Source organism: Diaphorobacter sp. HDW4A (assembly GCF_011305995.1).
Lineage (GTDB): Bacteria > Pseudomonadota > Gammaproteobacteria > Burkholderiales > Burkholderiaceae_C > Diaphorobacter_A.
Genome location: NZ_CP049910.1, coordinates 6336369 through 6352156 on the forward strand (window position 1 = coordinate 6336369; position 15788 = coordinate 6352156).

10 protein-coding genes are annotated in these 15788 nt (G+C 64.1%); 6 read left to right on the forward strand and 4 right to left on the reverse strand.

What is annotated here, in order from left to right; translation table 11 throughout:
- Positions 1-35 precede the first annotated feature (35 nt).
- The 5 genes from G7047_RS28775 (at position 36) to G7047_RS28795 (ending at position 9419) form a co-directional block, all read left to right on the forward strand.
- Positions 36-1574: a sugar ABC transporter ATP-binding protein gene (locus G7047_RS28775; protein WP_166311696.1), complete on the forward strand. Its 1539-nt coding sequence runs from the start codon at positions 36-38 to the stop codon at positions 1572-1574.
- A gap of 89 nt (positions 1575-1663) precedes the next feature.
- Positions 1664-2608 carry an ABC transporter permease gene (locus G7047_RS28780; RefSeq protein WP_166312317.1) on the forward strand — a complete coding sequence of 315 codons (945 nt, stop codon included), beginning with the start codon at positions 1664-1666 and terminating at the stop codon, positions 2606-2608.
- Positions 2605-3588: an aldo/keto reductase gene (locus G7047_RS28785; RefSeq protein ID WP_166311697.1), complete on the forward strand. Its 984-nt coding sequence runs from the start codon at positions 2605-2607 to the stop codon at positions 3586-3588. The genes G7047_RS28780 and G7047_RS28785 overlap by 4 nt, the downstream gene beginning before the upstream one ends.
- A gap of 138 nt (positions 3589-3726) precedes the next feature.
- Complete coding sequence (locus G7047_RS28790; protein WP_166311698.1) at positions 3727-4593, forward strand: class I fructose-bisphosphate aldolase; 867 nt, start codon at positions 3727-3729, stop codon at positions 4591-4593.
- A 74-nt stretch (positions 4594-4667) separates the two neighbouring features.
- Positions 4668-9419: an Ig-like domain-containing protein gene (locus G7047_RS28795; protein WP_166311699.1), complete on the forward strand. Its 4752-nt coding sequence runs from the start codon at positions 4668-4670 to the stop codon at positions 9417-9419.
- 66 nt (positions 9420-9485) lie between these two features.
- Here G7047_RS28795 and G7047_RS28800 read toward each other — a convergent pair whose 3' ends face one another.
- Entirely contained in the window at positions 9486-10433 is a 948-nt protein-coding gene (locus tag G7047_RS28800) for a carbon-nitrogen hydrolase family protein (RefSeq protein WP_166311700.1), read from the reverse strand.
- Between the two features lie 187 nt (positions 10434-10620).
- On the opposite strand from G7047_RS28800, the gene cutA reads away from it, so the two are divergent.
- Complete coding sequence (gene cutA / locus G7047_RS28805) at positions 10621-10956, forward strand: divalent-cation tolerance protein CutA (protein WP_166311701.1); 336 nt, start codon at positions 10621-10623, stop codon at positions 10954-10956.
- A gap of 3 nt (positions 10957-10959) precedes the next feature.
- Here the strand turns inward: cutA and G7047_RS28810 are convergent, their stop codons facing one another.
- The 3 genes from G7047_RS28810 to G7047_RS28820 all read right to left on the reverse strand — a co-directional run bounded on the left by G7047_RS28810 (position 10960) and on the right by G7047_RS28820 (position 15779).
- On the reverse strand, positions 10960-12525 hold the full coding sequence (locus G7047_RS28810; protein WP_166311702.1) for a serine hydrolase: 1566 nt from the start codon (positions 12523-12525) through the stop codon (positions 10960-10962).
- A gap of 108 nt (positions 12526-12633) precedes the next feature.
- On the reverse strand, positions 12634-14121 hold the full coding sequence (locus G7047_RS28815) for a cytochrome c (protein ID WP_166311703.1): 1488 nt from the start codon (positions 14119-14121) through the stop codon (positions 12634-12636).
- A 137-nt stretch (positions 14122-14258) separates the two neighbouring features.
- On the reverse strand, positions 14259-15779 hold the full coding sequence (locus tag G7047_RS28820) for a GMC family oxidoreductase (RefSeq protein ID WP_240939305.1): 1521 nt from the start codon (positions 15777-15779) through the stop codon (positions 14259-14261).
- Positions 15780-15788: the final 9 nt, after the last annotated feature.

Consider the following 15788-nt stretch of genomic DNA (forward strand, 5'->3'; position numbering starts at 1 on the left):
TGCGCGGCCCGCCCTTTGGGTGTGAGGAGGTGTCAATGAGTCTGGACGAGAGGCCGCTGCTTGCGCTGCGCGGCATCACCAAGAGCTTCGGAGCGTCGCGTGCGCTGGCCGGAGTGAACTTTGCGCTGCGCCGTGGCGAGATCCATGCGCTGTGCGGAGAGAACGGCGCAGGCAAGTCCACGCTGATGAAGATCTGCGACGGCATCCACGTGCCCGACGCGGGCGAGATCGCGCTCGACGGCGAGGTGGTGCGCATCGATGGACCGGCGCATGCGATGCGGCTTGGCATCGGGCTCGTGCATCAGGAGATCGCGCTGTGCGGCGATGCCAGCGTGGCCGAGAACATCTTCATGTCCGAGGTCGGCGCAAGCCGCCGCACGCTCATGGACTATGCCGGCCTGAATCGCCGTGCACGCGAGGTGCTGTCACGATTGGGGCAGGACATTGCGCCAGAGACGCGCGTGGAGGAGCTGCCGATCTGCAGCCAGCAGTTGGTGGAGATCGCCAAGGCGCTCACGCTCGACTGCAAGGTGCTGATCCTCGACGAGCCGACCGCCGCGCTGACCGAGGTCGAATCGGCCGCGCTGTTCCGCGTGCTGCACGAGCTCAAGCGACAGGGCATGGGCATCATCTACATCAGTCACCGCATGGCCGAGATCTTCGGCCATTGCGACCGCGCGACTGTGTTGCGGGACGGGCGCGATGTGCATTGCGCCGATATCGCGGACCTCACGCCTGACTCGCTGGTGCGCGCGATGGTGGGCCGCGATCTGGGCAACTACTACCCGCCCAAACGTGCGGAACTGGCGACGCGCCACGCGAACACGCCCTTGCTCGAAGTGCGCGAGCTGGGCGATGGCGAGCGGGTGCACGGGGTCTCATTCGCGCTGCAGCGCGGAGAGATTCTCGGCATTGCTGGGCTGATGGGCGCAGGCCGCAGCGAACTGGCCGAAACGCTCTGCGGGCTGCGCCGCGCGCGTGCCGGAACGGTGCTGCTCGAAGGCCAGGAGCTGCGGATTCGCCGATACAGCGACGCGCTCGATCACGGCATCGCCTACCTGAGCGAGGACCGCAAGGCGGCTGGCGTTTTCCTTGAGTTGCCGGTGGCAAGAAACATCGCCTCGATGGCGCTCGCCCGCGTGAGCAGCAAGCTCGGCCTCTTGCGCCAGTCGGAGGAGGCGCGCCTTGCGCAGGAGCTGATCGCGCGTCTCAACATCAAGACGCACGATGCCCAGACCGAGGCAGGCAGCCTCTCGGGCGGCAACCAGCAGAAGGTGGCCATTGCCAAGCTGCTGGCCATCGAGCCGCGTGTGCTGCTCATGGATGAGCCGACGCGCGGCGTCGACGTGGGCGCGAAGTCGGAAATCCATCACATCCTGCGCCGCCTCGCGGATCAGGGCGTGGGCGTGATCGTGATTTCGTCGGAGCTGCCGGAAATCATCGGCCTGTGCGATCGCGCGCTGGTGATCCGTGAAGGCGAGATCGCCGGCGAAGTGCCATCGGAAGAAATGACCGAGGAAGGCCTGCTGCGCCTTGCATCGGGACTCAGCGAAGAGGAGAACCACACATCATGAATTCCACCACCCACACCGCTGCGAGCGCGCAGGCGCTGAACCTGCCGCAGGCGAGTGCCGCTTCAGCCGCGAGACCAGTCGCGCGGCGCATGCGCCTGTCCAACATGCGCGAAGCGGGGCTGCTGCTCATCATCGCGTTGCTGTGCGTGGCGATGAGTTTTGCCTCGCCGCACTTCCTCACCTGGGACAATATCCGTGCGATGCTGCTGTCGTTCTCCATCGAGGGCATCGTCGTCGTCGGCATGACGGTGCTGATGATCGTCGGGGGCATCGATCTTTCGGTGGGATCGGTCGTGTGCTTTGCGATGGTGATCACCGGCAAGCTGTTTCTCTTGGGGCTCGACCCCTGGTCGGCGAGCCTGATCGCGATTGCCTGCTGCGCGCTCATCGGCGCGATGATCGGCGGCTGCGTCACCGGCATCGGGTTGAGTCACTTCATCGCGTCGCTCGCTTTCATGGTGATTGTGCGCGGGCTATGTCTGGCGCTCACGCAGGGCACGCCGCAGTCGCTGTTTTCGCTGCCACCCGAGTTCAAGTTCATCGGTCAGGGATCGATCGGCGGCATGCCGGTGGTGATCCTGATCTTCGCCGTGCTGGTGCTGGTGAGCGACTTTCTGCTGCGCCGCGCGTCGCTCTTGCGCAAGGTGTTCTACACCGGCAGCAACGAGAAGGCCGCGCTGTATTCGGGCATCCGCACCGGCCATGTGAAGTTCTGGGTGACGGTGTTGTGCTCGGCCATGGCGGGGCTGGCGGGCGTGATCTACACCGCGCGCTTCGGTGCGGCCACGCCGACCTTCGGCGCGGGCATGGAACTCAATGTGATCGCCGCCGTGGTGATCGGCGGTGCGAGCCTCAAGGGCGGCTCGGGCACGGTGCTCGGCGCAGTGCTGGGGCTGGCGCTGCTGTCGGTGGTGACGAGCTCGCTGATTCTCCTGGACGTGTCGCCGTACTGGCAGGACGTGATCAAGGGGCTGATTCTTTTGGCGGCCGTGACGGTCGACCATCTCATGAACGTGAAAAAGGGAACCCGATGAAGACGGTGAATCTGGGAAAGTCCGACGTGCAGTGCGAGCCCGTGGGTCTGGGCACCTGGGCCATGGGCGGCTGGATGTGGGGGGGCAGCGATGACGCAGCCGCCGTGCAGGCGATCCGCGCATCGCTCGATGCGGGCGTGCGCATGATCGACTCCGCACCGGCCTACGGGCTCGGCCATGCGGAGGAGCTCGTGGGGCAGGCCGTCAAAGGGCGTCGACACGACGCGGTGATCGCCACCAAGTGCGGCCTCGTGTGGCACGAGCAGAAAGGCACGCATTTCTTCGACGAAGAGGGCAAGGCGGTCTACCGCTATCTCGGCCGTGACGTGATTGTCCATGAGGCGGAGGTGAGTCTCAAGCGCCTCGGCACCGACTACATCGACCTCTACATCACCCACTGGCAGGATGCAACGACGCCGGTGGCCGAGACCATGGATGCGCTGCTGACGCTCAAGCGCCAAGGCAAGATACGCGCCATCGGCGTGAGCAATATCGATGCGCCCACACTGCGCGAGTATCTGAAGCATGGGCAGGTTGATGCGATTCAGGAGCGCTACAGCCTGATTGATCGCGGCATCGAATCCGACCTTGTGCCGATCTGCCGTGAGCATGGCGTCTCGGTGATCGGCTACTCGTCGCTAGCGCTCGGCCTGCTGGCAGGCCCGATGGATGCTGCGCGGCAGTTCAGCGGCGACGACCAGCGTAAAGACAACCCGCGTTTCTCAAGCGAGAACCGCGAGCGCCTGAACCGCTTTTTCACCGAACTCGAGCCGCTGCGCGCACGCGTCGGCTGCACCTTCGCGCAACTGATGATCGCCTGGACCACCGAAGCCGAGAAGATCGACATTGCGCTGTGCGGTGCGCGCACGCCGGTGCAAGCGCAGGAGAACGCCCGCGCGGGCAACGTGACCATCGGCGCGGCATACGTGCAGGCCATCAACATTGCCGCCGAGCGCCATCTCGGCTCGCTGATGGGCTGACGCCCTCAACGCGCTCTACACCGGGCTTCGACAACCTCTGTGCCTTCGCCGTGCGCGAGGGCAGGGGACGACTTTGCCCAACGAATCCAACAGTTTCAACGTCTTCAACGCTTTCAACATTTGCACAGGAGCCTTCCCATGATGGAAAAAAAACAGGCGCGCCTCAACCGCCTCATGCGCAACGGACGCTGTCTCGACATCGCCGTGGACCACGGTGTCTGCAACGAGCCCGGCTTTCTCGATGGGCTCGAAGACATGCCCCGCGTGATGGAGCAGCTCATCGCGGCCCAGCCCGATGCGATCCAGCTCAACTACGGCCAGAGCGAGCTGCTGCAAAGCCGCCCCGGCAAGAACAAGCCCGCGCTCGTCATGCGCATGGACATGGGCAACCCCTACAACGCCACCACCCACCGCGTGATGTGGGCGGTGCTGCAGAACGAGGATGATCCCGTGTTGCCCGCCGTGCAGATGGATGCTGCCTGCGCTGTGGTCAACCTGTTCATGCTGCCCGACGAGCCCGACTTGTTTCGTCAGTGCGTGAAGAACATCGCCCGCGTGCGCGCCGACTGCGACCGCTACGCCATGCCGTTGATGATCGAACCACTGGTCATGGCACCGAACAACGGGCGCGGCGGCTACATGGTGGACGGCGACGCTGAGAAGATCGTCACGCTCACCCGCCTCGCACGCGAGATGGGTGCCGACATCATTAAGGCCGATCCCACCACCGACCCTCTCGACTTCCACCGCGTGGTACAGGCCGCGCGCTGCCCGGTGCTGGTGCGTGGCGGCGGAAAGGAGGACCTGCGCCAGGTTTTCGAGCGCTCACGCACGCTGCTGGATCAGGGGGCGGTGGGCATGGTGTATGGGCGCAATGTGTACCAGCACAAGAGTCCCTCGGCGGTGGTGCGCGCGCTGATGTCGATGATTCATGAGGGAAGCAGCGCGACCAATGCCTGGCAGCAGTATTCGGCGGCAGCTGAAAGCACGGCAGTTCCTGCCTGAACGATGGGGGCCGCGCCCCCGATTCCATGCGCGGATCCGGTTTTGACATCACTCCACAATCGAGAGGTGAGGCCATGCTTTTGTTCGTCGATATCGCTGCAACGAGGCTGCTCGGGAATTGCAGAACGTATTTCAGAGGCGCATCCGCCGCATTGCTGGCCCTCGCGCTGGCAGCCTGCAGCGGGTCTTCGGGTGACAGCGCGGTTGTTGTCCAGTCCGGGGCGCAGTCGTCGCCTGTTGCGGCCGGTTTGGAGGTGGGCGCATCGACGCCCATCACGCCCAAGTCGGTCGCAGTGCAGGGGCCGGGATTGGGCAATCTGACCTACACGCAAAGCGAGTTGTTCAAGCCGGTGTCATGGATTCGGCGCGACGATCAGGGCACTCCTGCGACCTATGCGGGGCGCAAGGCCTTCGGCTTGAATGCGGGCATCATGCACAACGGCTACTTCATGACGCTGTTTGCGCCAGACAGCGGTCTCGGCCCCGGTGGTTTTCTCGTGTATGACGTGTCGAATCCGCGTTCGATCCAGCTCGTCAAGCGTATCTACGAGCCGGAAGGTCGTACCTCCGAATTCCGCGAGGCGCATTCGTTTGGTGTCTCGACCATTGGCGGAAAACACTACGTTGCCATCGCAACCACCAAGGGCGTTGAGTTCTGGGACTTCACGGATGTGCAAAACGCGCAGCAGGTGAAAAAGCTTGCACTGCCGACCGTCAATGCGGGCGACTACACCAACGTGAGCTGGCAGCTCTGGTGGCAGGCGCCCTATCTCTACGTGGCATCTTCCAACGACGGCGTGTACATCATCGACGCGTCGGATCCAGCCAACGCCGTGATCGCCAATCGCGGCACGGGCAAGCCCAACCCGGTGCCAACCGGAGAGTTGGGCGGCTTTCGCGTGGGGCCGATCTTCACCATGGGCAACCAGCTCGTCCTCACATCGATGGACAACACCAGTGGCTTTGCAAGTCTGGATATCTCCGATCCGCTGAACCCCAAGGTGCTCGACAGCATTGCGTCCCACCCGTTCTACTACGCCACCTGCTATGACGGTGAACGGCTGTTCACCTCGGTACGCGGGGCGGCTGCGAAGATGACGGCTTTCAATCTCTCCAATCGCAACCGCTTCGTGGCCGAAGACAACCGCGTGGTGGTGGACGAGCAGCTCTATTGCGGTACACAGGACCACTATGTGTTCCAGGGGGCGCAATACCGCATCCACAAGATCGACGTCAGCAATCCGATGCAGCATGTGGAGGTGGGTCGTGGCGGCATGTTTCCTGCGGGATCGAGCGACGAATCGCATTCCGATCACGGGCAGGTCGCACCGTTCGGCAATCTGATCTTCGTGGGCAACGATCACGGTTCGGGAAGCGCCTTCATGGTGCACGACACGGCGCGCGATACCACTGCGCCCGTGGTGCGTCAGGTGTCTCCCTCCAACGCGGCACTGCAGCAGGTGCTGACGTCGCGCATCGGCGTGGCGCTGTCGGACAGCATTCTTCCCGAAAGCGTCAATGCCAGCACCTTCATCGTGCGCCCGCAAGGTGGCGCTGCACTGCCAGGCTTGCACAGCGTTCAACTGGGCATCGTCAACTTCTCGCCCGCCCAGCCGCTGCAGCCCAATACCACCTATGAAGTGGTGCTGCCTGCAGGCGGTATCAAGGACTATGCGCGCAACGGCATCGCGGCGGAATGGAAGTCCAGCTTCACGACCGGCAACGCCGTGAACATGGACCTCGCGCACCACTGGAGTCTGGCGCGCACGCTGGCCGATCCGGTCGGCAAGAGCGATGGAAGCAGCAGCGCATCAGACTCATTCGCAAATATCGGTCTCGACCTCTCGCAGCGCAGTGCGGGCATCGAACTGGCCGACGACAGTGCGGCGTCCGTGCTGGCCGGAACGTCCACTCTGAGCTTCTACATGAAGACCACCCAGACGGGTACCGCCACACCGTGGACCGCGCCGGGCATCTTCGGGCGTGACCAGGCCAGCGGCTCCAACGACGTGTTCTGGGGGTGGCTTGACAACACTGGCCGCATCAATCTGTCGGTCGGTGATGTGAGCGCATCGAATCCGGTGACCAAATCAGCCAATCCCGTGAACGATGGCCAGTGGCGGCACATCGTGATGACGCGCGATGCGGCCTCCGGCGTGCAGGCGGTGCATGTGGATGGAGTGAAGGTGTCATCCACGGGGCGCACCGGTGCACTGGGGTTGAACAACCGCTTCCGTCTGCTCGGGCAGATTCAGGGCAACCCGGTCCACTTCAAGGGCAGTCTGGCGGACGTGCGTGTGTACCGCCGAGTGCTGTCCGACAGCGATATCGCGCAGCTTGCCGCCGTGCCGGTGGTGGGCGATCCTGGCATCGGGCAGGGGGTGCACACCGTGGGTGGAACGCTGGCCTTCAATTCCCCGGTGCTTGGCGGCAGCGCACAGTACAGCTGGAATTTCGGAGATGGCAACCGTTCAGCGTTCACCTCACAACCACAGGTCAATCACAGTTATGCGGCTCCGGGCCACTACACGGTCACGCTGACGGTGCGTACCGCCGATGGGCTCGAGACCTACTACACCTATCCGGTGACGGTGACGCATCCGGCAACCGCGCTGGCACCAACGCACTCCACCAACATCACAGGTGACCTCAGTCAGATCTACAGCGTGAACCCGGACAGCGGAACGGTGACCGCGATGGATGCGCAGAGCCTTGCCAGGATTTGGGAGGTCAACGTGGGTCGCGAACCAAAGACGCTGGCCGTGGGGCCGGATGGACGCATCTGGGTGACCGTGCAGGCGGACGATCGACTCGTGGCACTGAACGCGGCGAATGGCAGCCTCTCGGCCAGCGTGCCGCTGGCCTATGGAAGCGGACCCTATGGTGTGGCGTTCACGCCGGACCGTACCACGGGCGTGTTGACGCTGGAGAGCAAATCGATGCTGGTGAGCTTTGATCCCACCAGTGGCGCAATCACCGGCTCCCTGGCCCTCACTGGCGACGTGCGTGGCGTAGCCGTGACTGCGGATTCCAAGTCGGCCTATGTGACCCGTTTCCGTTCGGCCATGAACGGCGGACAGGTGCACAAGGTGCAGTTGGCGGGCATGACGCTGCAAAAGACCATGCCGCTGCAGGTGGACACCACCACGGTGGACGATGAAAGCCGCGCGCGGGGCCTGCCCAACTACTTGAGCCAGATTGTGATTTCGCCCGACGGGTTGCGTGCGTCGCTGCCGTCCAAGAAAGACAATATCGTGCGTGGTCGGGCGCGCGATGGCAACGATCTGCTGCACGACCGCACGGTGCGCTCCATCCTCACGCAAGTGAATATGCAAAGCGACGCAGAGGTCTTCGGCGAACAGCTCGACTTCGATGACCGGGCTCCGGCACGTGCAGCGGTCTATGCGCCGCGCGGCGACTTCATCTTCGTCGCGCAGATGGAGGGCAACAACGTGGCCATCGTCGATGCATACAGCCGTGCGCTGCGTGGCGAGATCATGGTGGATGGCATGTCGGCGCCACACGGGTTGCACATCGACACGGCGCGTCAGCGGCTGTTCGTGAACAACTTCCTTGGCCGTTCCGTTTCGGTGTTCGATGTGGCCAATGTGCTGGCTGGGCGCAGCGGCGCGGCCACGCTCTTGCAAACCGTCACCACCGTGGGCTCCGAACCCTTGGGTGCGGCCGCGTTGCGCGGCAAGAAGCTGTTCTACAAGGCGGCGGATCGCCGCATGAGCCGTGACAACTACATGTCGTGTGCGAGTTGCCATGCCGATGGCGCAGATGACGGCATGGTCTGGGACTTCACGCAGCGTGGCGAGGGCTTGCGACGCACGATCTCGCTGCAAGGCAGACAGGGCGCAGCGCACGGGCGATTCCACTGGACGGCGAACTTTGACGAGATCCAGGATTTCGAGAACGACATCCGCAACGAATTCGGTGGAACGGGCTTCCTGAGCAATGCCGATTTCCAGACCACTGCTGCACCGCTCGGCACCCCCAAGGCCGGTCGCAGCAGCGATCTGGATGACTTGGCAGCCTACGTCACGAGTCTCGCGCGCCTGCCGCGCAGTCCCGCACGCAATGCGGATGGCAGCCTGACTGCCGGTGCCTTGCTGGGAAAGCAACTCTTCACCACAGCGCAGTGCGCAAGCTGCCACAGCGGTGCCACCATGCGGGACGGCTTGCGCCACGATGTGGGCACCATCCGCGCAAGCTCGGGCAGTGGCTCGGGCCAGACGCTCGCCGGTGTCGGCTTCGACACGCCGACGCTGCTCGGGGTCTGGACCAACCCCGTGTTCTTCCACGATGGTCAGGCCGACTCCGTGCTGGCCTTGCTCGGCGCGGGGCACGGCAATGCGGGCAACCTGGCGCAGGGCGATCGTGTTGCGCTGGCGGACTATGTGCGCTCGCTCGACACCTCCCCGCCGCGTGTGCGCATTCGCTCGGCACACAGCAATCTCTGCGTGAACATAGGAGGCAACCAGACAACCTCAGGCGCGGCCGCGCTTCAGTACAGCTGCGGGATGGATGCGAATGAACTGTTCGATGCGAACACGCTGGACAACCACGTGCAGTTCGAGGCGCGACACAGCAGGCTGTGTCTGGCCGAAGCGGTCGACCCAGCCACCGGAAGAGCGAAGGCGGTGCAGCTCGCGTGCACGGCCGGCGCGGCCACACAGTGGAAGAGTGTGGGTGCCACGCTGGTCAATCGCGCGTCGGGGCGCTGCCTGGATGTACCCGACCTGAGTCTGGTACAGGTGCAACTCATCACCTACGCCTGCAATGGCGGCAACAATCAGAACTGGGGAATCACGCAGCCCTGAGTGGAGCGTGCAATCTGCATCGCGGCAAGAATGCAACTTCTTGCCGCGGCTCTTGCGCATTCCTTGTCAATCATGGCCCACAGTCGATACAGCCTTTTTGGCCCCCACATCCACCTTGAGCTGGAAGATGTCGGGCCGCGCATAGTGCCCACTGGCGTCGAAATCGAACTTGCCGCGCGGCACCATGATTGGGTCGATGTCAGCGTAGAGAATGGTCTCGTCGTCGTAGTTGGGGCCTGCCATCACAGCGCCGGTCGGGTCGATGATGGCGCTGCCGCCGCGCAGCAGCACGGTTTCGGGATCGTTGCCGAGGCTGCATTCGAAGTCGGCGGGGTAGGCCTCGCGGCGCAGGAACTGGCAGGCGGTGAGCACAAAGCAGCGGCCCTCAAGTGCGATGTGGCGCATGGTGGGCAGCCAGGTGTCGCGGTCGTCGGCGGTGGGCGCGCAGTAGATGCTCACGCCCTGGCTGTACATGTGCATGCGCAGCATGGGCATGTAGTTTTCCCAGCAGATCACCGCGCCGATGCGGCCGTAGGGCGTGTCCACAGCCTGCATGGTGGAGCCGTCGCCGAAGCCCCAGATCAGGCGCTCGCCTGCGGTGGGCATGAGCTTGCGGTGCTTGCCAACGAGGCCCGCCTTGCCGCTGAAATACAGCGCCGTGCAGTACAGCGTGCCGCCGTCACGCTCGATGCAGCCGATCACGACGACGGACTCGGTCTCCTGCACGGCCTCGTTGATGATCGCGATCTCTTCGCCGTTCAGGTCGATGGCCTGGCTGTAGTAGGTGGCGTAGGCATCGCGCGCAGTGGGCTTGCGCAGGCCGATGGGGCTGCCGAAGCTGTTGCCCTTGGGGTAGCCGCCGAGGAATGCCTCGGGAAACACCTGCACCTTCGCGCCGTGGCTTGCGGCTTCGCGGATCAGCGAGGCGGCCTTGAGCGCGCATTCGATGCTGTCGGTGGGGATGGAAGAGGCCTGGATCACTGCGGCCTTGAAGGGCCTGGTCGCGGTCGTCATGTCTTGTCGTCTCCTGCAATTGTTGGAATCGGTCTGTCGATCAGTCAGTCGCGATGACTTTTATACGCGAGTTGGCGGCCTCAAGGCGCTATCTGGCACAGAGTGGCGGTGAATTCGGATAGCGATTCCACGATACGAATGCGAGTGACAATGCCTTTTTCGAACGGCCAGAAATGAAAGAACAGCGATGCGCGAACTCGACACCCACATGCCGCCGATGAGCGTGCTCACCACCACGGTTGGAAAGGAAGACGATGCACGCCGGATCGCAAGCACGGCGGTGCGCGACCGGCTCGCGGCCTGCGTGCAGGTGGAGCGGATCGCATCGCACTACGTGTGGCAGGGCACGCAGTGCGAGGACGAGGAGTGGCGGCTGGTGTTCAAGACGCTGCCGACAGGCATGTTCGCGCTGCTGCGCTGGCTGCGCGCCCAGCATCCGTACGACCTGCCGCAGATTCTGGTGCGCGAGGAACAAGCCTCGCGCGAATATGCGGCGTGGGTCGAGGATCGGTTGAAGGTCTGAAGATCAGTCTCCGGCCGACTTGCCCGGTTTCTTGCTGACGATTTCGGGCAGCGAGGTGACGCTCGAATTCACGTTCACGCTGCGTGCGATGCGCACGTAGGGCCCGTTGAAGCGGCACACCACCTTGTCGCGGAAGGCCGATTCGACGAAGGTCCAGGTCATCTCGAAGGTGCGTGAATCCGTCCATTCGCCGGTCGCGACCACGCGCATGTTGTCGGGCTGGTACTCGTGGTGCAGCTTGTTGCCGGTGATGGTGGTCGAGCCTTCCACCGCCTTGCCGATGCCGCATTGCACGACATGCGTGCCGCGATCGTCGTCCATGGTGAAGCGGCACTGGCCTTCGCTGAAATCGAACTTCACCGTACGGATCTTCTCCGCGTTGTCGGCAAATTCGTAGGAACGGCCTGAGATGGTCTCGGCCAGTGGCGATTGCGTGGCGCGTGGCGCGGGCAGCAGCTGCAGGTGCTTCAGACGCGACGAGAGCTTGGCGTTCGCTGCGGGCTTTTCGGCCTTCTCGAATGCCTTGGGGAAATGCTTGTAGACCGCCTTGGCGAGGAAGCCCGCGCCCGATGGGTTGGCGCAGTTCATCGCGATGACGGCATTGTGCTCGGGGAACACCATCGCGTACTGGCCGAACAGGCCGTCGGCCAGATAGACACCGTTCGGGCCCAGCCACCACTGATAGCCATACTGGCCAGGCGTGTGCGGCTGCTGCACGGACTTGACCCATTCGGCGGGCAGCAGCTGCTTGCCGTTCCATTGGCCATTCTGCGCGTGCAGGATGCCGAGCTTGAGGGCGTCCACCGTCTTCCACGACAGGCCGTTCGCGCCGGGTGAGATGCCTTCGGGGCCGACGTCCCATTCGTAGCCGGTGATGCCGAGCGGCTCGAAGAAGCGTGTCTTCAGATAGTCTGCCGTGGACTGGCCCGTGGTCTTGGTGATGATGGCCGAGAGCATGTAGGTCGCGGCGCTGGTGTAGACGAACTTGGTGCCGGGTTCGAACTTCACCGGAATCTTGAAGAACTCGGCGATCCAGCTGGTCTTGATCGGGCGCCAGACCGAGCCCGATGTCATCTTCTCGTGGCCGGTGCGCATGCTCAGCAGATCGCGCACGGTCATCGCGGCAAGATTTGCGCTCACGTCGGCAGGCAGATGTTCGGGGAAGAACGAGACGACCTTGTCGTCGAGTTTGAAGCGCCCCTCGGCAATCGCCATGCCCACCGCGCTGGCGGTGACGCTCTTGGTGAGCGAATGCGTCATGTGGATGCGCTCGGGGCCATAGGGCTCCCACCAGCCTTCGGCCAGCACATGGCCGCTGCGCCAGAGCATGAAGCCATGCATCTCGTAGGCGTTGCGCTCGACCTCGTCGAGAAAATCCATGATTGCGGCGGATGACACGCCTTGCGATTCAGGCGTCGCGCGCCGCAGGCCATCGATAGGCATGGCGAGCGGCGTCGTCGCGGCAGTGCGGGCCAGCGCGCCACCAGCCGAAATGGCCGCAGCGCCGCCCAGCGACAGCCGCAGCAGGCCGCGTCGCGAGAGTTCGAGGGAAGGGGATGTGTTCGGCATGAAGGTCTCCTGTGCTTGTTGTTGATTGAACTGTCGCGACAGATTCTGGGTGGCGAATCTGTCATTCGGCTGTCAATCAACGTGCAGGATTCCTTGCAGTGGAATGCCTCAAAGATATCTGCGATATCCGCCATATCCGCGTCTGCGTCGACCGATCAGCCACCACAGCACGAGCACCGTCAGCAGCGCCACCACGCCGAGCGTCGGCGCAATGAAAGGCTGCAGCCGTGCAAGCGCTGGTTGCGGACCGCCTTGGCGAGCGTGCTGCACATCGGCTGCCGACACCGTGCCCGTTGTGGCCGGGCCGTAGTGCTGCAGCACATGGTTGGCGATGGCGGCGATCTGTTCGTTGGTGAGCGGATCAACGTAGGATTTTTCATCGAAGCGCGGCATCAACACCTCTTTGCCGCCCGCATTGCGCTGCACGCCGAAGAGCATGGCGGCGATGAGGTTGTCCGGTCTGCCGAGGCCTGTTGCGGTGTTGTGGAACAGCGAGGGATAGGCCTGATCGGGCGTGCCCGAACCCGATGCCTGATGGCAGCTCGCGCAGTAGGCGCTGAAGAGCGCGCGGCCCGAGGTGACTGCCTCGACGCTGTCTTGCGGCCTGCTCCCGCGCAGTGAAGGTTCGTCGCTGTAGGCCGTGCCGTGGGCATGTGCGGCAGTGCTGAGGTTGGCGTCCTCGGTGTCGCGGATCGGCGGTAATGTTTTGAGGTAGACGGCCATTGCGCGCAGGTCCGCCTCGGGCAGAAACTGCAGGCTGTTCTCCACGGCCTCTGCCATGCCGCCTGCGGCCTGACCCTTGCCCTCGGCGCGGCCGGTGCGCAGGTACTGCACGAGTTCGTCCACGCTCCATGCGCCGATGCCGCTGATGGGGTCCGACGTGATGTTGGGCGCATACCAGGGGCCGAGCTGGGAGCCCGCGAACGCGCGCGACTTGTCGGCCGCCATCAATGTGTTGCGCGGCGTGTGGCAGGCAGCACAGTGCTCCAGCGCCTCGGTCAGGTAAGCGCCGCGATTCCATTCGGGGCTTTGCTTGGGATCGGGGGTGAAGCGCTTGGCGTCGAGAAAGAGCGCGTTCCACGCCAGCATGCTCATGCGGAGGTTGAAGGGAAACGGTAACTGTGTCACCTGCGCCGACTGCTCCACGGCCGGCACGCCGTGCTGCAGATAGGCATGCAGCGCGTGCATGTCCTCGTCGGTCATCAGCGTGTACGAGTCATACGGCATCGCGGGGTAGAGACGGGCTCCGTCTTTGCGCTTGCCCTCGCGCAGTGCGCGCGCCAGATCGGCCTCGGAATAGTCGCCGATGCCGTGCTGTTTCGACGGCGTGATGTTGGTCGAGACGATGGCGCCAAGCGGCGATTGCATCACGTAGTTGCCCGCAAACGGCTTGCCCCCAGGCATTGTGTGGCAGCCCGCACAGTCGCCTGCGAGCGCGACCATGCGGCCTCTTTCGATGAGTTGTGCGGTCTCCTTGGGCAGGGCCGCGAGTTGTGCGGCGCTTGGTTGCGGCGTTGTGGGCTGCTCCGTCTGGGCGAAGGCCCCATTGGCCAGCAGCAGACAGCACAGCAGGAGTTGGCGGGGGGCGCGGCGCATGGTCATCCCCCCTTGCCCAGGACTTTGTGGATGGCGTCGGCCGACTTGATGCCGAGTGCGGCCATGGTGAGTGTGGAGTTCACCACGCTGGCCGAGGCCATCGGCCCGCCGCCGGGAAGCCAGAGATTGCCGTGGTCTCACGCGCGGCAGTCACCATTGACGACCGAGTCCTGCGCGCTCGCGCCCATGATGGTGCCGCCCATGATGTGGTTGTTGGCGTTGAGCGAGGTGGTGATGACGAACTCGGTCGCCTTGAACAGCGAGCCGATGTGCACGAGTTGCTTTTTCGATGCCTCATACCCCTTGCGTACATAGTCGCCCACGTCGTAGTAGACATCGGGGCAGGGCAAGCCGTGCGGGTCTTTGCGCGTGGGGCTGAGCGTCACGCGGTTGTTGGGATCGGGCAGGGGCTCGAGGCTGATCGAGAGGTCTATGCCGTGCGAAGAACGACGGCGGATCTCGGCGTCGAGCTCCTTGCCTGTCAGGCCCTTTGCAAGCGCCTGCTGCGTAGCCGCCGTCACGCGCGAGATGTTGTTCAGGATGATCTTGGTGGCCGAATACTGGCGGCGGAAATCGCCATCGCGCGGCCCCATCATGCAGCTGCTCTGCGCCGGCCCCCGGCCAATCCACAGCGGTTCACTGGCGAGAAAATTGCAGTGGAATCCGGAGTGGTCCATCATGTTGCGCCCCACCTGATCGGAGCTGTTGGCAATACCCTTGGGATTTCTGTCATTGGCCGCGATCAGCAGCAGGCGCGGTGTTTCGAGGGCGTTGCACGCCAGCACGAACTGCCTGCCTTCGGCCTTGTGCGAGACGTGGTCACGGTCGTACCAGTGCACGGCGGTCACGCGGTTGTTGGCGTCGGTGTCAATGCGGTAGACCACGGCTTCAGCGATCACTTTCGCGCCCTTGGCTTCGGCCGACTGCACATGGTGGATGCCGTTGTACATCGCACCGATCGGGCAGATCGGCTGGCAGTTGTTGTTGCCGCAGCAGGTCGGCCTGCCGCGCCATGGTCGTGTGCTGCGGCCCTGCGGAATCGGCACGCTGCGGTAGCCATGCGGGTTCACCACTTCGGCCACACGCGTGTCGGCGTAGCCCCAGGGCACCATGTCCATCGGGTAGGGTTTGCTGCGCTCGCGCGGCGACTGCTGGGCCGCATCGTTGGGGCCCGCCACGCCCATCTCCTCCTCGGCGCGGCAGTAAAAGGGCTCGATCTCGTCGTAGCCAATGGGCCAGTCGCGCCCCACGCCGTAAGTGCTTTGCATCTTGAAATCCACCGGCAGATGCCGCCAGCACGACGCCGCCCAGTGCCAGGTCGTTCCGCCCACCACCTTCAGATAGCCTTGCTGAAAGCCCTTGCCGTCTGGCCCGTTCAGGCCCACGTAGTTGTTGGGCGGCCAATACAGCGGCGCTGGTGCCATGGGCGATTGCGGGTACAGGCCCTGATAGTCCGATCCCGTTCGGTTGGCGAACGGCATGTTGCGCCAGTTCTCTACCGCCTGCGCGCGCTGGATGCGCGGGCCCGCGTCCAGCATCAGCACCGCGTGGCCCGCGCCCGCGAGCTGGTCGGCCATGAGCGCGCCTACGACGCCGGTGCCAACGATGATGACGTCGGCCTTGGCATCGCCGTTGTTGTGGATGACGGGAGCGTTCATGTCGGATGG